17 protein-coding genes are annotated in these 16,859 nt (G+C 55.2%); 10 read left to right on the plus strand and 7 right to left on the minus strand.

Annotation, left to right across the window (positions count from 1 at the left end):
* Window positions 1–498 precede the first annotated feature (498 nt).
* A complete protein-coding gene (icd, locus tag AC3Y5R_RS11760) occupies window positions 499–1,749 on the minus strand; it encodes an NADP-dependent isocitrate dehydrogenase (RefSeq protein WP_489921477.1) in 1,251 nt (416 codons plus the stop codon).
* Between the two features lie 101 nt (window positions 1,750–1,850).
* On the opposite strand from icd, the gene rluE reads away from it, so the two are divergent.
* From rluE to AC3Y5R_RS11800, 8 genes are all read left to right on the plus strand, one after another.
* Window positions 1,851–2,513, plus strand: coding sequence for a 23S rRNA pseudouridine(2457) synthase RluE (gene rluE, locus AC3Y5R_RS11765; protein WP_489921478.1), 663 nt, complete (start codon window positions 1,851–1,853; stop codon window positions 2,511–2,513).
* 27 nt (window positions 2,514–2,540) lie between these two features.
* Window positions 2,541–3,017, plus strand: coding sequence for an NUDIX domain-containing protein (locus AC3Y5R_RS11770; protein WP_489921479.1), 477 nt, complete (start codon window positions 2,541–2,543; stop codon window positions 3,015–3,017).
* A gap of 57 nt (window positions 3,018–3,074) precedes the next feature.
* Window positions 3,075–4,178, plus strand: a complete 1,104-nt coding sequence (gene mnmA, locus AC3Y5R_RS11775) for a tRNA 2-thiouridine(34) synthase MnmA (RefSeq protein WP_489921480.1) — start codon at window positions 3,075–3,077, stop codon at window positions 4,176–4,178.
* A gap of 62 nt (window positions 4,179–4,240) precedes the next feature.
* Window positions 4,241–4,885: a high frequency lysogenization protein HflD gene (gene hflD, locus AC3Y5R_RS11780; RefSeq protein WP_489921481.1), complete on the plus strand. Its 645-nt coding sequence runs from the start codon at window positions 4,241–4,243 to the stop codon at window positions 4,883–4,885.
* 28 nt (window positions 4,886–4,913) lie between these two features.
* Complete coding sequence (gene purB / locus AC3Y5R_RS11785) at window positions 4,914–6,284, plus strand: adenylosuccinate lyase (RefSeq protein WP_489921482.1); 1,371 nt, start codon at window positions 4,914–4,916, stop codon at window positions 6,282–6,284.
* 127 nt (window positions 6,285–6,411) lie between these two features.
* Window positions 6,412–7,080 (plus strand): two-component system response regulator PhoP, encoded by a 669-nt coding sequence (gene phoP, locus AC3Y5R_RS11790; RefSeq protein WP_158783030.1) that lies wholly within the window; start codon window positions 6,412–6,414, stop codon window positions 7,078–7,080.
* A gap of 4 nt (window positions 7,081–7,084) precedes the next feature.
* Window positions 7,085–8,545, plus strand: coding sequence for a two-component system sensor histidine kinase PhoQ (gene phoQ, locus AC3Y5R_RS11795; protein WP_489921483.1), 1,461 nt, complete (start codon window positions 7,085–7,087; stop codon window positions 8,543–8,545).
* A 103-nt stretch (window positions 8,546–8,648) separates the two neighbouring features.
* Complete coding sequence (locus tag AC3Y5R_RS11800) at window positions 8,649–9,776, plus strand: ribosomal protein uL16 3-hydroxylase (RefSeq protein WP_489921484.1); 1,128 nt, start codon at window positions 8,649–8,651, stop codon at window positions 9,774–9,776.
* A 101-nt stretch (window positions 9,777–9,877) separates the two neighbouring features.
* On the opposite strand, the gene pepT is transcribed toward AC3Y5R_RS11800, so the two are convergent.
* Together pepT and AC3Y5R_RS11810 are read right to left on the minus strand one after the other, a co-directional pair.
* Complete coding sequence (gene pepT, locus AC3Y5R_RS11805; protein WP_489921485.1) at window positions 9,878–11,110, minus strand: peptidase T; 1,233 nt, start codon at window positions 11,108–11,110, stop codon at window positions 9,878–9,880.
* Between the two features lie 111 nt (window positions 11,111–11,221).
* Window positions 11,222–11,788 carry a helix-turn-helix domain-containing protein gene (locus AC3Y5R_RS11810; RefSeq protein ID WP_489921486.1) on the minus strand — a complete coding sequence of 189 codons (567 nt, stop codon included), beginning with the start codon at window positions 11,786–11,788 and terminating at the stop codon, window positions 11,222–11,224.
* Between the two features lie 91 nt (window positions 11,789–11,879).
* On the opposite strand from AC3Y5R_RS11810, the gene AC3Y5R_RS11815 reads away from it, so the two are divergent.
* Window positions 11,880–13,067, plus strand: coding sequence for a benzoate/H(+) symporter BenE family transporter (locus AC3Y5R_RS11815; RefSeq protein WP_489921487.1), 1,188 nt, complete (start codon window positions 11,880–11,882; stop codon window positions 13,065–13,067).
* A 67-nt stretch (window positions 13,068–13,134) separates the two neighbouring features.
* Here the strand turns inward: AC3Y5R_RS11815 and AC3Y5R_RS11820 are convergent, their stop codons facing one another.
* Window positions 13,135–13,878: an AraC family transcriptional regulator gene (locus tag AC3Y5R_RS11820; RefSeq protein ID WP_489921488.1), complete on the minus strand. Its 744-nt coding sequence runs from the start codon at window positions 13,876–13,878 to the stop codon at window positions 13,135–13,137.
* A gap of 91 nt (window positions 13,879–13,969) precedes the next feature.
* Between AC3Y5R_RS11820 and AC3Y5R_RS11825 the strand changes: the two genes are divergently transcribed.
* Window positions 13,970–14,362, plus strand: coding sequence for a nuclear transport factor 2 family protein (locus AC3Y5R_RS11825; RefSeq protein ID WP_489921489.1), 393 nt, complete (start codon window positions 13,970–13,972; stop codon window positions 14,360–14,362).
* Between the two features lie 33 nt (window positions 14,363–14,395).
* On the opposite strand, the gene AC3Y5R_RS11830 is transcribed toward AC3Y5R_RS11825, so the two are convergent.
* From AC3Y5R_RS11830 to AC3Y5R_RS11840, 3 genes are read right to left on the minus strand one after another with little or no spacing between them, the layout of a single operon-like run.
* Window positions 14,396–15,025 (minus strand): NrsF family protein, encoded by a 630-nt coding sequence (locus tag AC3Y5R_RS11830; RefSeq protein ID WP_489921490.1) that lies wholly within the window; start codon window positions 15,023–15,025, stop codon window positions 14,396–14,398.
* Complete coding sequence (locus tag AC3Y5R_RS11835; RefSeq protein ID WP_489921491.1) at window positions 15,012–15,575, minus strand: sigma-70 family RNA polymerase sigma factor; 564 nt, start codon at window positions 15,573–15,575, stop codon at window positions 15,012–15,014. The genes AC3Y5R_RS11830 and AC3Y5R_RS11835 overlap by 14 nt, the downstream gene beginning before the upstream one ends.
* 27 nt (window positions 15,576–15,602) lie before the next feature.
* Window positions 15,603–16,835, minus strand: coding sequence for a protein-disulfide reductase DsbD family protein (locus AC3Y5R_RS11840; RefSeq protein ID WP_489921492.1), 1,233 nt, complete (start codon window positions 16,833–16,835; stop codon window positions 15,603–15,605).
* Between the last annotated feature and the right edge of the window lie 24 nt (window positions 16,836–16,859).

Consider the following 16,859-nt stretch of genomic DNA (forward strand, 5'->3'; position numbering starts at 1 on the left):
GCCATACGGCGCTCAGGCAGAAATATCGGCTCACCTGAACCGCCTAATGCCCTTTCCACTTTCAGGTTTGCAGTTGACGTTCCTGCCTTAACAACAGAATTGTTTAAGGCGCAAAGACGGTAACCTCCACGCCTTAGTTACGTTTCAATCCAAAAGGTAATATTGCCCAGGATACGACATGTAACCATGACCAGAGCAGCTTAATTATTGCAGCTATCGAGGAAGAAGAAATTTCTGTTGAGAAAATGGCGTAAGATTTTTAAATGAGTTGAGGGTCGCAAAACTGGCTTGAAACCTCTTGCCAATTTGTACGATTATTGTACTTTATTCGATATCAAGAGCTTCGTGCTGTTGGTTGTTGTGACTGTTACCAACACTTACTGCAACCCTCAACTACCCCCGGCCAACCAGCCGGGGTTTTTGTTTGAACAAAACATAAAAAATAAAAAAAGCCAGCACCGGTTGTCCCACGTGCTGGCTTTTTAGATCGCACAGAAATTACATATGCTTGATCATTGCTTCGCCAAACTCTGAAGATTTCAGCAGCTTAGCGCCATCCATCAGACGCTCAAAGTCATAGGTCACGGTTTTGGCAGCAATCGCGCCTTCCATGCCTTTAACAATCAGGTCTGCGGCTTCGAACCACTCCATGTGACGCAGCATCATCTCAGCGGACAGGATCACTGAACCCGGGTTCACTTTATCCTGACCAGCATACTTAGGTGCTGTACCGTGGGTCGCTTCGAACAGCGCACACTCGTCACCAATGTTTGCGCCCGGAGCAATACCGATACCGCCAACCTGCGCCGCCAGGGCATCAGAGATGTAGTCACCGTTCAGGTTCATACAGGCAATAACGTCATATTCAGCCGGACGCAGCAGGATCTGCTGCAGGAACGCATCGGCGATCACGTCTTTCACGACGATCTCTTTGCCGGTATTCGGGTTCTTGATCTTCATCCACGGGCCGCCATCGATCAGCTCGCCGCCGAACTCTTCTTTTGCCAGCTGGTAACCCCAGTCTTTGAAAGCGCCTTCGGTGAACTTCATGATGTTGCCTTTGTGAACCAGCGTGACGGAATCACGATCGTTGGTAATCGCGTATTCAATCGCCGCACGAACCAGACGCTTGGTGCCTGCTTCGGAGCAAGGCTTCACGCCGATACCACACTGCTCAGGGAAGCGAATTTTCTTCACGCCCATCTCATCGCGCAGGAACTTGATCACTTTATCCGCTTCGGCAGAACCCGCTTTCCATTCAATACCGGCATAGATATCTTCTGAGTTCTCACGGAAGATCACCATATCGGTGTCTTCAGGACGTTTAACCGGGCTTGGCGTGCCGGTGTAGTAACGCACCGGGCGCAGACAGATGTAGAGATCAAGCTGCTGACGCAGGGCCACGTTCAGGGAACGAATACCGCCGCCGACTGGGGTAGTCAGTGGGCCTTTAATAGCCACGCGATACTCTTTAATCAGGTCGAGGGTTTCTTCTGGCAGCCAGACATCCTGGCCGTAGAGCTCTACCGATTTCTCACCGGTGTAAATTTCCATCCAGGAAATTTTACGCTCACCGTTATAAGCTTTCTGCACAGCGGCATCGACAACTTTGATCATCACTGGAGAAACATCAACGCCGATCCCATCACCTTCGATAAAAGGGATGATTGGGTTGTTTGGTACGTTGAGCTTGCCCTTTTCCAGGGTGATTTTCTGACCTTCCGCCGGAACAACTACTTTGCTTTGCATTAACCTCTCCTTCGAGCGCTTTTTTGTTAATGATTTGTAAGATGCGGGACAATACTACTTGAATATTCCCCCCGCGCCAATCCTCACCGGTTTGCGTTATAATGCGCTTATTGTTAACAAGTGCAAAGAACATGCGTAAATCTTCCGTTAAGAATCACCGCGTTAAACGATTCAGCCCGCCAGCAGCCGCCCGACAGGCCGATAAAGGGCCCAGGCGTGTTATTGTTTTTAACAAACCTTTTGATGTGCTGCCGCAGTTCAGCGATGAAGCCGGGCGCAGTACGCTGAAGGATTTTATTCCGGTTGCGAGCGTGTATGCCGCAGGCCGCCTGGATCGCGACAGCGAGGGGCTGATGGTGCTGACCAACGATGGTGCATTGCAGGCAATGCTGACTCAGCCAGGCAAACGCACCGGCAAAATTTATTACGTTCAGGTAGAAGGTGCACCGGACGAACAGGATATTCAGCCACTACGTGATGGCGTTAATCTGAAAGATGGTGCCACCCTGCCAGCAGGCGTGGAGCGGGTCAGCGAACCGGAGTGGTTATGGCCCCGCAATCCGCCGATTCGGGAGCGCAAAGCGATCCCCACCAGCTGGCTGAAAATCACCCTTTATGAGGGGCGTAACCGCCAGGTCCGCCGCATGACGGCCCATATCGGCTTCCCTACCCTGCGCTTGATCCGCTTTGCTATGGGCAGGATGGTGCTGCAGGATTTACCGCCAGGTGAATGGCGCGATGTCACCGGTGAGTTCCCTATTTGAGCCATTATTGGCAACAAGGAGTCAGGTATGTTTAAACCTCACGTCACTGTCGCAACTGTAGTTCAGGCTCAGGGGCAATTTCTGGTGGTGGAAGAGATGGTTCGCGGCCGGGCGACCTGGAACCAGCCGGCCGGGCATCTGGAAGCCAATGAAACCCTGCTGCAGGCTGCCGTTCGTGAGCTGTATGAAGAAACCGGCCTTGAGGGCGTTCCACAATCGTTTTTGCGCCTGCATCAGTGGATTGCGCCGGATAGCACCCCTTTCCTGCGGTTTCTTTTCGCGCTGGATTTACCAAAAATGCTGCCAACCTATCCTCAGGATCGCGATATCGATCGCTGCTGGTGGTTACCTGCGGAAGAGATCCTGACGGCTAAAAAGCTGCGTTCTCCGTTAGTTGCTGAAAGTCTGCGGATTTATCAGCAGGGTCCGCGCTATCCGCTGGAAGTGTTAAGCGCATTTCAGTGGCCTTTTAGCGAGGATGCGCCCGCGACGGACGCATGGTAGAATACGCCGCAATTTTAAAGGGCAGCCTTTAACTGCCACTAAAGTCGGGTATTCCTCATGTCAGCAAGTCAGAAAAAAGTGATCGTCGGGATGTCCGGCGGTGTCGACTCCTCCGTTTCCGCCTGGTTACTGCAGCAGCAGGGCTATCAGGTGGAAGGCCTGTTTATGAAGAACTGGGAGGAAGATGACGGTGAGGAATACTGCACCGCAGCGGAAGATTTAGCCGATGCACAGGCAGTCTGCGACAAACTTGGCATCTACCTGCATACCGTAAACTTTGCGGCAGAATACTGGGATAACGTCTTTGAGCACTTCCTGGAAGAGTACAAGGCAGGCCGGACCCCGAATCCGGATATCCTCTGTAACAAAGAGATCAAATTCAAGGCATTCCTGGAGTTCGCGGCCGAAGATCTTGGCGCGGATTTCATCGCCACGGGCCACTATGTTCGCCGCCAGGATGTGAATGGCAAAAGCCGCCTGCTGCGCGGCCTGGACGACAATAAAGACCAGAGCTACTTCCTCTACACACTGGGTCATGAGCAGATCGCACAGAGCCTGTTCCCGGTCGGCGAGCTGGCGAAACCCGAAGTGCGCCGCATCGCGGAAGAGCTCGAGCTGGTGACGGCGAAGAAAAAAGACTCCACCGGCATCTGTTTTATCGGCGAGCGAAAATTCCGTGACTTCCTGGGTCGCTACCTGCCTGCCCAGCCTGGCGCAATCGTCAGCGTGGATGGCGATGTGGTGGGCGAACATCAGGGGCTGATGTATCACACCCTTGGTCAGCGTAAAGGGCTGGGCATTGGCGGCACTAAAGAGGGCAGCGAAGAACCGTGGTATGTGGTCGATAAAGACGTGGCTAAAAACCTGCTGGTTGTTGCTCAGGGCCACGATCACCCTCGCCTGATGTCCACCGGACTGATTGCACAGCAGCTGCACTGGGTCGACCGTGAAATCCTGAAAGCGCCACTGCGCTGCACGGTGAAAACCCGCTATCGTCAGGCCGATATCCCATGCACCATTACGCCACTGGGTGAAGATCGTCTTGAAGTGCGCTTTGATGAGCCGGTGGCCGCGGTCACGCCGGGCCAGTCAGCCGTGTTCTACCGTGATGAAGTCTGCCTGGGTGGCGGCATCATTGAAGAACGTCAGCCACTGCTTTAACCCTTTTACCGGCCAAGTCTGTCCGGGTTTAACACTGCACACTGGCGCATACAGGAGTTACCGTGGCGAAGAATTATTACGATATTACGCTGGCCCTGGCAGGGATCTGCCAGTCTGCGCATCTGGTGCAGCAACTGGCGCACCAGGGGCATTGCCCGCCAGAAGCGCTGAAAATCTCGCTGAGCAGCGTGGTGGATATGAACCCCTCCTCCACCCTGGCAGTGTTTGGTAATGATGAAGCCCATTTGCGTTTCGGGCTGGAGACGCTGCTGGCGGTACTGAACAGCAGCAGCCGTCATGGTGCAGGCGCAGAGCTGACCCGCTACACGCTCAGCATGATGGTGCTGGAACGTAAGCTCAGCGCCAACAAAAGTGCCCTGAACGAGCTGGCACAGCGCATCAGCCAGCTTGACCGTCAACTGGTACACTATGACTTAGATTCTGATACGCTGCTCAGCGCCATGGCGGCTATCTATGTGGATGTGATCAGCCCGCTGGGCCCGCGAATTCAGGTCACAGGCTCGCCTGCCGTGCTGCAGAATTCGCAGATCCAGAGTAAAGTTCGCGCCACCCTGCTGGCCGGTATTCGCGCTGCGGTGCTGTGGCACCAGGTTGGCGGCGGCCGGCTGCAACTGATGTTTTCACGCAATCGTCTCGCCGGTGAGGCGAAGCAAATGTTATCCCGTATCACCGAGTCTTCACTTTAATTTGTTAACCGATTCAGGAGTTGCACCGATGGAATTATCCTCTCTGACAGCCGTCTCCCCCGTTGATGGCCGTTATGGCGACAAAGTCAGCCCGCTGCGCGGTATTTTCAGCGAATATGGTCTGCTGAAATTCCGCGTTGAGGTGGAAGTTCGCTGGTTACAGAAACTGGCCGCCTGCGCAGAGATCAAGGAAGTTCCTGCATTTGATGCCGACGCAAACGCTTTCCTTGATGCGATTGTCGCCAATTTCAACGAGGAAGACGCTGCGCGCATTAAAACAATCGAGCGCACCACCAACCACGACGTGAAGGCAGTTGAATATTTCCTGAAAGAGAAAGTGGAGCCAAATGCCGCGCTGCACGCTGTCTCAGAATTCATTCACTTTGCCTGTACTTCTGAAGATATCAACAACCTGTCCCACGCGCTGATGCTGGAAGCGGCCCGTCGCGACGTGATAGTGCCTTACTGGAACAAAATCATCTCTGCGGTCAAAGACCTGGCGGTGCAGTATCGCGATATTCCGCTGCTGTCCCGTACTCACGGTCAGCCTGCCACCCCCTCAACGCTGGGTAAAGAGATGGCTAACGTGGCTTACCGCTTTGAGCGCCAGTTGCGCCAGCTGGAACGCATTGAAGTGCTTGGCAAAATCAATGGTGCAGTGGGTAACTACAACGCCCATATCGCCGCTTACCCGGAAGTGGACTGGCACCAGCTTAGCGAAAGCTTTGTGACCTCTCTGGGCATAACCTGGAACCCTTACACCACGCAAATCGAACCGCACGACTATATCGCCGAGCTGTTCGACTGCATGGCACGCTTCAACACCATCCTGATCGACTTCGATCGCGACGTGTGGGGCTACATTGCGCTGAACCACTTTAAGCAGAAAACCATCGCTGGTGAAATTGGCTCCTCCACCATGCCGCATAAAGTGAACCCGATTGACTTCGAAAACTCCGAAGGCAACCTCGGCCTGGCCAACGCGGTGATGCAGCATCTGGCAAGCAAACTGCCGGTTTCCCGCTGGCAGCGCGATCTCACCGACTCTACCGTGCTGCGCAACCTGGGCGTTGGCGTCGGCTATGCGCTGATTGCCTATCAGGCAACCCTGAAAGGGATCTCCAAGCTGGAAGTGAACCGCGACCGCCTGTTGGATGAACTGGATCACAACTGGGAAGTGCTGGCTGAACCAATTCAGACCGTGATGCGTCGTTACGGCATTGAGAAGCCTTATGAGAAGCTGAAAGAGCTGACCCGCGGCAAGCGTGTTGACGCGGCTGGCATGAAGGCCTTTATCGATGGCCTTGACCTGCCGGAAGAGGAGAAAACCCGCCTGAAGTTAATGACCCCGGCCAACTACCTGGGCCGTGCAGTTCAGATGGTTGACGACCTGAAGTAAGCCTCCCCAACACAGGCCGGTGCAAGTCGGCCTGTGTTAACCTGCTGTTTATCTGCTTTAACCTATACTTTCTTCAGATTACTATAAGGCTGAGGCCACCTTTGAATCTGACAGAAAGGATAATGTTATGCGCGTATTGATTGTGGAAGATAACCCTCTGCTGCGCCATCATCTCGCCGTCCAGCTGCGGGAAATGGGCCATCAGGTTGATGCAGCCGAAGATGCCAAAGAAGCGGATTACTTTCTGAACGAACACTCGCCTGATATTACCCTGGTCGATTTGGGGCTGCCTGATGAAGATGGCATGACGCTGATCCGCCGCTGGCGCGGTCAGGAAGTGAAGCAGCCGATTCTGGTGCTCACCGCCCGTGAAGGCTGGCAGGCCAAGGTAGAAGCGCTGGAAGCCGGTGCCGACGACTACGTGACCAAGCCATTCCATATCGAAGAAGTGGTTGCCCGCATGCAGGCGCTGATGCGTCGCAACAGCGGTCTGGCCTCACAAATTATCACTCTGGCCCCTTTCCAGGTCGATCTCTCGCGCCGCGAGCTGACCATCGATCAAAAGGAAATCAAACTCACCGCCTTTGAATACACCATCATTGAAACGCTGATCCGCAATGCCGGCAAAGTGGTGAGCAAAGACTCGCTGATGCTGCAACTGTATCCGGACGCTGAACTGCGCGAAAGCCACACTATCGATGTGTTGATGGGCCGCCTGCGTAAAAAAATGCAGGCCGGATACCCGAAAGATGTGATTACCACTGTCCGGGGTCAGGGCTACAGGTTCGATTTATAACCTGATGCCAACATTCAGTCCTAAAACCCCCTTTTCCCTGCGTGCGCGCTTTCTGCTGGCAACAGCGGCGGTGGTGCTGATCCTCTCGCTCTCTTACGGCATGGTGGCCGTGGTGGGTTATGTGGTCAGCTTCGATAAAAACACCTATCGGGTGATGCGTGCCGAGAGCAATCTGTTCTTTACTCTTGCTCAGTGGCAGGACGACAAGCTGACTATCGCCCAGCCGGAGCGGTTTTCTCTTAACTTCCCGACGATCGTGTATATCTACAACGAGAAAGGCAAACTGTTGTGGCAATTGCGTGACGTGCCTGAAATCCGTGACAAGATTAAACGTGAGTGGCTGAAACACGCTGATTTTTATGAGATTAACACCGATAACGGTACCAGTCGTCAGGCGCTGGGCAATAATCAGGATGCGCAGAATAAGCTGACGGCTTATGACGACGATAATAACGATACCTTTACCCACTCGGTGGCGGTCAACCGCTACGAGGCGACGCCTACCCTACCCGCACTGACCATTGTGGTGGTTGATTCTATCCCGCAAGAGCTGCAGCATTCTGACGTGGTCTGGTCATGGTTCAGCTACGTGCTGCTGGTTAATCTGCTGCTGGTGATCCCGCTACTGTGGCTGGCGGCGCACTGGAGCCTGCGGCCGATTGGCACCCTGGCGGGTCAGGTGCGTGAACTGGAGAATGGCACGCGGGATGCACTGGATCCCAAGCCGCCACAGGAGTTGAAAAGCCTGGTGCGCAACCTTAATCTGCTACTGGATAACGAGCGCCAGCGCTACACACGTTACCGCACCACGCTGAGCGATCTGACCCACAGCCTGAAAACACCGCTGGCAGTATTGCAAACCACTCTGCGATCCCTGCGTGGCGGCCGTAACCTCTCCATCGAGCAGGCCGAACCCATTATGCTCGAACAGATCAGCCGCATCTCTCAGCAGATCGGGTATTACCTGCACCGGGCCAGCATGCAGGCCGATCACAACGTGCTGAAGCGTGAACTGCACTCCGTCCCGGGACTGCTGGACAGCCTCTGTTCCGCACTGAATAAGGTTTATCAGCGCAAAGGCGTGGTGCTGACGCTGGATATTTCTCCGGAACTGACCTTTGTCGGCGAACAGAACGACTTTATGGAAGTGATGGGCAATGTGCTGGATAACGCCTGCAAATACTGCCTGGAATTTGTAGAGATCACCGCCCGCCAGACGGATAACGAGCTGCATCTGATTGTCGATGATGACGGCCCGGGCATTCCTGAAAGCAAACGGGATGTCATTTTTATTCGCGGTCAGCGGGCTGATACGCTGCGACCAGGCCAGGGGCTGGGGCTGGCAGTGGCAAGAGATATTCTGGAGCAGTATACCGGAGATATTATCGCCACCAATAGCGAGCTGGGCGGTGCGCGGATGGAAGTCATTTTTAAACGTCAGGAAATGCTGCACGACGGCGAATAAATGCGACCACTTTCAGGCTTAGCAATCCGAAGCTAAATGCGTTACCCCGGGTTGCACTGCCGCTGTTATAATCGATGAAATTCAGCGTTTCAGGAACTTCATCATGGATTATCAGCTCGATCTTAACTGGCACGATTTTATCCAGCGCTACTGGCAGAAACGTCCGGTGGTGCTCAAACGCGGTTTCAAAAACTTTGTTGACCCGATCTCCCCGGATGAACTGGCCGGTCTGGCGATGGAAAACGAAGTCGACAGCCGCCTGGTCAGCCATCAGGATGGCAAGTGGCAGGTCAGCCATGGTCCTTTTGAGAGCTACGATCACCTTGGTGAGAACAACTGGTCACTGCTGGTTCAGGCGGTAGATCACTGGCACGAACCTTCTGCCGCGCTGATGCGCCCTTTCCGTTTTCTCCCTGACTGGCGTACTGACGATCTGATGATCTCCTTCTCGGTGCCGGGTGGTGGCGTTGGTCCGCACCTCGACCAGTACGATGTGTTTATTATCCAGGGCACAGGCCGCCGTCGCTGGCGCGTGGGTGAAAAAGTGGCGATGAAGCAGCACTGTCCGCATCCGGATTTGCTGCAGGTCGAACCTTTCGAGGCGATCATTGATGAAGAGATGGAGCCGGGTGATATTCTCTACATCCCACCAGGATTCCCACACGAAGGCTACTCGCTGGAAAGCGCCATCAACTACTCTGTGGGCTTCCGTGCGCCAAACGGTCGCGAGCTGATCAGCGGATTTGCTGACTACGTTCTTTCCCGCGAGTTGGGCAGCTACCGCTTCAGCGATCCGGATGTCCCGTCACGTGAAAATATGGCCGAGATCCTGCCACAGGAGCTGGAGGGTATCCGCAAAATGATGCTGGACGTGATCAACCAGCCGGAGCACTTCAACCAGTGGTTTGGTGAGTTTATCTCTCAGTCCCGCCATGAGCTGGACGTCGCGCCGCCAGAGCCGCCGTATCAGCCAGATGAGATCTACGATGCGCTGCAACAGGGTGATCGCCTCCTGCGCCTCGGGGGCCTGCGGGTGCTGTCGATTGGTCATGCGGTGTTTGTAAACGGTGAGCAGATTGAGTCGCCACACCGTGAAGCGCTGACCATACTGGCTAATCAGCATTCACTGGGCGCGGAAGAGCTGGGTGCCGTGCTGGACGACCCGTCATTCCTCGCGCAACTGGCCGCGCTGGTGAACAGTGGCTACTGGTATTTTAGCGAAGAAGAGTAGGTCAGGCCGCGTCAGGATTATCGGGCACAATCAGTAAATAAATTCGCCCCCTGCTGAAGAATGATAATACCTGTAGGGGGCGGATTTATTCCGCCCGGCTGTTATTTCTTCGCCTTCTCAGCGGTCAGCGTCGCAATACGCATAATCACCGTCACCGCTTTCTCCATATTATCCAGCGACGCGAACTCATGTTTCCCATGGTAGTTATAACCGCCGGTGAACAGGTTCGGGCATGGTAGGCCCTTGAAGGAGAGCGCCGCGCCATCAGTGCCGCCACGGATTGGCTTCACGTCCGGCTCAATATCGCATTCATGCATCGCCTGCAGCGCCAGCTCGATAATGTGCGGATGAATCTCAACTTTTTCGCGCATATTAAAATAGCTGTCGTCGATACTGACTTCGATCGCACAGCCAGGCTGCAGATCTTTGCTCAGCGTCGCCGCGATTTTCTTCATCACCTCTTTCCTCGCCGAAAAGCTTTGCTGGTCAAAATCCCGGATGATGTAATGCAGCTCAGCTTTATCCACGCCGCCTTTAATGCCGTGCAGATGGTAGAAACCTTCGTAACCTGAAGTGTGTTCGGGCACTTCTTTCTCTGGCATCGTGGCCTGATAACGCATCGCCAGATCCAGCGCGTTCACCATCACCCCTTTGGCCGTGCCGGGATGCACATTGTTGCCGGTGATTTTGACCGTCGCCGAGGCTGCGTTGAAATTCTCATATTCAAACTCGCCGATGCCGCCGCCATCAACGGTATAGCCCCATTCAGCACCAAAGTCCGCAACGTCAAAACAGCTGGTACCTTTGCCGATCTCTTCATCCGGCGTAAAGGCAATGCGGATTTTACCGTGCGGCAGATTGCTGTTTTTCAGTTGCACCATCGCCGTCATGATTTCGGCCACGCCTGCTTTGTCGTCCGCACCCAGCAGCGTTTTGCCATCAGTGGTGATCAGCGTATGGCCAATCAGGCTGTGCAAGACCGGGAACATCACGGGTGAGAGAATTTCATCACCGATACCCAGCGCAATATCGCCACCCCGGTAGTTCTCTACGATCTGTGGGTTCACATTTTTGGCGGTGAAATCCGGCGAGGTATCCATATGGGAGATGAAACCAATCGTCGGCACCGGCCAGTCAACATTGGCGGGCAGTGTGGCCATGACAATGCCGTGTTCGCTAAGCGTGACCTCACTGAAGCCCAGCGTTTCCAGCTCTTCCTGCAGCACTTTTGCCAGCCGCCACTGTCCTTCCGTGCTGGGCACCTGGCGGACATGGCTTTTTGATTGCGTATCAAATGAAACATAGTGCAAGAAGCGGTCGAGTAAATTATTCATCTTCCTTCCCTCTGAATGACAGGTTTTATTATCTGTAACTTTTTCTGAAAGAATATTGCGTCAGGTCAGTTCAGCAGCGGGTGACTGCCCCGGCTTCATCCCTCATCGTGATCAATGTCCTTGTGGATAATGAATCAGGCTGTGGAACTTCACCGGCTGGCCGCCATCATTGCGGTAGCTGTGCGGACAGTCTGCCTGAAAACGTAAACCCTCACCCGCATTAAGGGTATGCCATTTCCCGTTAACCGCCAGTTGTAACTCCCCTTCCGTGACCACCACGTGCTCAATCACACCTCTGTCATGGGGAGACGAGTTGCTCAACCCGCCCGCAGCAAGCTCTATCACCAGCATATCGAAGCGTAAACCGGGGTCGAAAGGAAAAAGTGGCGTGACCTTCATAGCAGCATGGTTTTGCTGCCAGGCGGTGGCACTCCCGCTGCGGATCACCTCTGAGGCTTCCTGTGGCAGGTCAGCGGGGATAAAAAGTGAAAATGGCACGTTAAACCCGGTGGCAATTTTCCACAATGTCGCCACGGTCGGGCTGGATTCACCCCGTTCAACCTGTCCCAGCATGGCTTTACTGACGCCTGTCCGTGTGGCTGCTTCGGTCAGGCTCCATTCGCGCGCCAGCCGTAAAGACTTCAGGGTCAGACCCAGTTGGATCGGATGTTCGGCCATTGGACCTCCTTATCTTTCACCCAAAATGTGCTTGTGCGCTATAACGCACGGTGCTAGTTTGTGCGCTATAACGCTCAATATGGAAGATACTATGCGCCCGCCCTTCGCTCTGCAACATCTTACTTTCCCTGCCATAGTGGCGGGCTTTGTCGCCGTACTGGTGGGTTATACCAGTTCTGCCGCAATTATCTTCCAGGCAGCCGCGGCGGCGGGAGCAACAGCGCTGCAGATTGGCGGCTGGCTGAGTATGCTCGGCCTGGCGATGGGCATCACCTCAATTGGTCTGTCCCTCTACTATCGCGCACCGATCCTGACCGCCTGGTCAACGCCGGGAGCGGCCCTGCTGGTCACCAGCCTGCCCGGTACACCAATGCCGGAGACCATCGGCGTGTTCATCTTCGCATCCGGGCTGATTTTCATCTGTGGAGTGACCGGGTTGTTTGCCCGCCTGATGAATTACATTCCGCAGGCAATTTCAGCTGCGATGCTGGCCGGGATTTTACTGCGCTTCGGCATGGATGCTTTTGGCTCGTTTAAACTCGATTTTACCCTGACGGCGGTCATGTGCCTGACTTATCTGCTGATGAAACGTTACCTGCCCCGTTACGCCATCGTGCTGACGCTGCTGGCCGGGCTGGCGATAGCCGCGCTGAAGGGCGAGATCCACTTCTCCAACCAGCCGCTGAGCTTTGCGCTGCCGGAATTTATTGCGCCGCACTTCACCCTCTCCACGCTGCTGGGGATTGGCGTGCCGTTCTTTGTAGTCACTATGGCATCACAAAATGCGCCAGGCATTGCCACACTGAAGGCCGCAGGCTATCAGGTGCCCATTTCGCCGCTGATGAGCTGGACCGGGCTGACCTCACTGCTGCTTGCGCCATTTGGCGGATTTTCAGTTTGTATTGCCGCCATTACCGCCGCCATCTGTATGGGTACGGATGTCCATCCCGATCCGCGGCGTCGTTACTGGGGCGCGGCCTGTGCCGGGTTCTTCTATCTGCTGGCGGGTGTCTTTGGTGGTGCCATCGGCCAGCTGTTCAGTGCGTTACCGCCTGCCCTGATCCATACCATTGCCGGACTGGCGCTGCTGGGCACCACTGCCGGAAGCCTGCAACGGGCATTAGTGGATGAAAAACAGCGGGAGGCGGCGGTGATTACCTTTCTGATTACGGCTTCAGGCCTGACGCTACTGGGCGTCGGCGCCGCATTCTGGGGATTGGCTGGTGGGGTTATCACTCATGTCATTCTTTCACTGCCCCGGTGCCAGCAGGCGGAATAAAAAGAGGAGTATGAGAGACCTTGCTGGCGGCCGCGAAGTTGCTATAGCGACTTATTTGAGCGGCCAGTCAGCTACGGTTACTCTTTTGCCGTGCCTGTAACTGGCCAGGTGTCTGGCCAAAGCGCTGGCGAAATACGGCAATATAGGCACTGACATTACTGTAACCACAGCATCCAGCCACCTCACTGACAGAGGCCCCAGCCAGCAACAGGGAAAGTGATTTCACCAGTTTTTCCTGCTGCCGCCACTGGCTGAAGCTGAGCCCGGTTTGCTCCCGGAACAAACGACTGAGCGAGCGCACACTGAGCCCCGCGTTTGACGCCAGTTGGGCCTGGTTGTGGGTGCTGCCCGGGTATTCCAGCAAATACTCCGCCACGTTACGCGCCCGACGGTCTTCAGGCAGGAGGATATGCAGGGGGAATTCCGGAGCCAGAGCGATTTCATCGCTGAGAAGCCGGATCAGGTTGGCCTGATAATTCCCGCGATCGGGCAACTGACAGCTGCCAGACAATCTCTCCAGTAATGCCAGAACAAATGCGTCCGCCCCACAGAGAACGGTTTCAGGCGGAAACTGGCCGCAAAAAGGGAGGCTGAAATAGAGGCTGTTTCCCGTCAGAGGACCGGAAACTCTGGCCCTGTGACGCAAACCTGGCGGAAACCAGCCAACCGCTCCCGAGATCACCGACCACTCAGCCTGTGGCGTTTCAATCACCATCACACCCTGCCTGAGCCAGTATATCTGACCTGATTCATGTTCATGCCAGGGCGTTATATGGTGGCGTGGATGTTCAAGTTTTTCAGCCTTAATCATTATGGCCATTCATCCGTATCAGAAGTCCGGATAGCGATAATACACCCTGATGATCCCCGGTAGACTGCTGTTTTTACCTGAGGAGAAGAAAATGAAGAAACCAGACCTGTTAATCACCGCTGCCCTGCGCGACATCGTCTGCAGCCCTGAACATGACGAGCAGAAAATTGCCCGCTATTTTGCCCGGAGCTATCAGCAAGTAGTCGACGGTAAATTGCTGGATTACGATGAATTTGTTGAACATCTGGCCCTGTTGAAAGCCCTGACGCACCGAATTCAAATTACTGTCCTCGCCAGCGCCTGCGCAGGTGACACAGTATTTACCCATCATCGGGTTGAAGTGGAGGAAAAGGGAGGCAAACGCAGCGTCATTGAAGTTTTGGCGCGCTTTACTCTTGTTTCCGGGCAGATTGCCCGTTGCGAAGAGTTAACTCACCTGCTCAGTGGCGAGGAGGGAGACAAAGACCTGGGGAGTCGAAGCTGAGCGGGTATCGGCCGCTACAGCTGGCTGAAAACGCTATCTTAACGCCACCCATCTGCGGCCAAAGAGGATGGTGAGCAGCACGATAGTGGCTATCGCACCCAGATGCTGAATAAAGTCCAGCCAGTGCAGATGAATGGGATGGCACAACGACAGTAAGGACAGCGCCATGCAGGCAACACCTGCCCCAGCCACAGCCAGACTGCGAACCGGGAACAGCGCACGGGTCTGGCGCAGATAACCGATAACAATCGCCATCATCGGTATACTGACCACCATCATAAAGAGATAGCAATTGGTGCCTTCCATATGCCCCGCTGTCTCAGGCGCGTTGCGCAGATTGATCAGAATGCTGACCAGCCACACTCCCACCAGCGGCATAAACCATCGCCAGCCAAGCGGACGGCGTCCGGCAATACTCATCTGGAAGGCATTACGAATAGCCAGCGTACCGGTCAGAAATGTCAGCAACAGCTGAAGTGCCGCCCACTGCATGCCCGGCTGCGACCAGTCGTTCAGCGTTCTGTGCACGATCAGACTGGCTGCCGCGCCACAGGGCAGCGCCATCGCTATCCACGCCAGCACGCGCCAGCCCGTTGGCCGCGTTCTCTTCACCGGTGAAGCACCGCGGCTGAGTTTATCAATTAATAAATCATGATCGGTCATGCTTAGCTCCAAAACGGCGAAGGTTAGTCAGGGCGCGGTGCAGAAGTGACTTTACGGCGGGGACCGTCAGGTTATTCTGCGTTGCGGCTTCCGCCAGGCTCATTTCCCTCAGGTGGACATGCTCGACGATTTGTCGCTGCCGGGTGGAAAGCTGGTCAAGATAAACGCCCAGTTCCTCCCGCGGATCCTGACGCTCCTGGGTGACAGAAACCGCTACCGAATGGGCTACGGACTCTACTTCTGCCACTTCCCAGTGGCGCTGCCGTCCACGCCGCCGCAGCGTATCAATGGTTCTGGCATGCGCAATCGCCATCAGCCAGGGCAGGAATGGGCAGGCGGGATCGTAAGTGTGGCGAACCCGATGCACGGCCAGCAGAACATCCTGAATCACATCTTCCACCAGTACCGTATCGTCAATTTGCTTGCGCACCATTGAGCGAATAACCGGCACCAGCGCAGTCAGCAGACGAGTGTATGCCTGCTGGTTTCCAGCCTGCGCTTGCGCCATCAGAATTGGCCATTCCTCTCGTGGTGTGTCGGTTTTATCCATTGACCGCCTTTAAGCCCCGGCCTGTTTTCAGACCTTTTTGCCGCTTGCCTGCTCCAGTGCGTTGACCACAATTGACGGAGTCAGAACCTGCGGCAATACCTTCGGTGCACTGCCATCTGCCGGATAGACAATATACAGCGGCAAACCGCCCTGCCCGAACTCACTCATCACGTCATCAATGTCCGGATTGAATTTTGTCGAGTCCGCGACCATGTAGACCGTGCCGGTGCGCAGCAGTGCCTGTTTCACCGTATTGGTCGACAACGTGGTGCGCTGATTAACCTGACAGGTAATGCACCATGATGCGGTGAAGTCTACCAGTATAGCCCTACCGTGCCCGCGCTCCGCAGCAACTGTTTGCGGCGACCATTTAACTTGCATAACGGTGGGGGCCGCCTGCCCTTCGGGCAGAGATGAGCCGGGTTGCATAATGGCAGAAATCGGCGCAATTACCGCCACAAACAGTACCAATGTGACGGCAAACATTACCTTATAAGGCTTGCCGGAGAAGCGACGTTTTTGCGCCATACCGTACATCCAGGCGGTAAAGCTCAGCAGCACTGAGCAGGCAAGGATTGTCGCCAGTGCTGCGGTTCCCGCCTGTTGGGCCAGCACCCAGACCAGCCATGCCCAGGCGCCCAACATCGGAAAAGCCAGCCCGCGTTTGAGAATATCCATCCATGCACCAGGACGAGGCAGGTGTTTTGCCAGCTGAGGGAACAGTGACACCACCGTAAACGGCGCGGCAAAGCCCACAGCCAGCGAGAAAAATATCGCCAGAGAAACGGCGGGCGGCTGAACCAGCGCATAACCGATAGCACTGGCCATAAACGGAGCCGAACAGGGCGTGGCAACCACGATCGCCAGTGCCCCGGTCAGCGCCGAACGAACCAGTGAGCTGCTACCCATTTCGATTTCACCCGCACGCTGCAGTGAAAGCCCGGCTTCAAACACGCCGAGCAGGTTGATAGCAGCCGCAAGAATGATCAACGCCAGAATAGCAATCACCAGCGGAGACTGCAGCTGGAAGCCCCAGCCGACTGCGTTCCCTGTTGCCCGCGCAGCCAACAGAATACCGGCCAGCGCCAGCATGGTGACAACGACACCGGCCAGGAAAGCCAGCCCCTCCGCGCGTGCGCCGGAGGGGCTTCCCTGATGGCGCAGCAGGCCCAGCGCCTTCAGCGAGATCACCGGGAACACGCAGGGCATAAAGTTGAGGATAATGCCGCCTAAAAAGGCGGACAAAATTGCAGTTAACATAACGGGCCTCTGTCGGCTGGAGAT

The organism is Erwinia sp. 009765445 (assembly GCF_058137865.1).

What these genes read in the sequence shown, in the direction of transcription:
- icd (WP_489921477.1), bottom strand. Translation starts at nt 1,749, where the DNA reads ATGCAAAGCAAAGTAGTTGTTCCGGCGGAAGGTCAGAAAATCACCCTG.
- rluE (WP_489921478.1), top strand. Translation starts at nt 1,851, where the DNA reads ATGCGCTTATTGTTAACAAGTGCAAAGAACATGCGTAAATCTTCCGTT.
- AC3Y5R_RS11770 (WP_489921479.1), top strand. Translation starts at nt 2,541, where the DNA reads ATGTTTAAACCTCACGTCACTGTCGCAACTGTAGTTCAGGCTCAGGGG.
- mnmA (WP_489921480.1), top strand. Translation starts at nt 3,075, where the DNA reads ATGTCAGCAAGTCAGAAAAAAGTGATCGTCGGGATGTCCGGCGGTGTC.
- purB (WP_489921482.1), top strand. Translation starts at nt 4,914, where the DNA reads ATGGAATTATCCTCTCTGACAGCCGTCTCCCCCGTTGATGGCCGTTAT.
- phoP (WP_158783030.1), top strand. Translation starts at nt 6,412, where the DNA reads ATGCGCGTATTGATTGTGGAAGATAACCCTCTGCTGCGCCATCATCTC.
- phoQ (WP_489921483.1), top strand. Translation starts at nt 7,085, where the DNA reads ATGCCAACATTCAGTCCTAAAACCCCCTTTTCCCTGCGTGCGCGCTTT.
- AC3Y5R_RS11800 (WP_489921484.1), top strand. Translation starts at nt 8,649, where the DNA reads ATGGATTATCAGCTCGATCTTAACTGGCACGATTTTATCCAGCGCTAC.
- pepT (WP_489921485.1), bottom strand. Translation starts at nt 11,110, where the DNA reads ATGAATAATTTACTCGACCGCTTCTTGCACTATGTTTCATTTGATACG.
- AC3Y5R_RS11810 (WP_489921486.1), bottom strand. Translation starts at nt 11,788, where the DNA reads ATGGCCGAACATCCGATCCAACTGGGTCTGACCCTGAAGTCTTTACGG.
- AC3Y5R_RS11815 (WP_489921487.1), top strand. Translation starts at nt 11,880, where the DNA reads ATGCGCCCGCCCTTCGCTCTGCAACATCTTACTTTCCCTGCCATAGTG.
- AC3Y5R_RS11820 (WP_489921488.1), bottom strand. Translation starts at nt 13,878, where the DNA reads ATGATTAAGGCTGAAAAACTTGAACATCCACGCCACCATATAACGCCC.
- AC3Y5R_RS11825 (WP_489921489.1), top strand. Translation starts at nt 13,970, where the DNA reads ATGAAGAAACCAGACCTGTTAATCACCGCTGCCCTGCGCGACATCGTC.
- AC3Y5R_RS11830 (WP_489921490.1), bottom strand. Translation starts at nt 15,025, where the DNA reads ATGACCGATCATGATTTATTAATTGATAAACTCAGCCGCGGTGCTTCA.
- AC3Y5R_RS11835 (WP_489921491.1), bottom strand. Translation starts at nt 15,575, where the DNA reads ATGGATAAAACCGACACACCACGAGAGGAATGGCCAATTCTGATGGCG.
- AC3Y5R_RS11840 (WP_489921492.1), bottom strand. Translation starts at nt 16,835, where the DNA reads ATGTTAACTGCAATTTTGTCCGCCTTTTTAGGCGGCATTATCCTCAAC.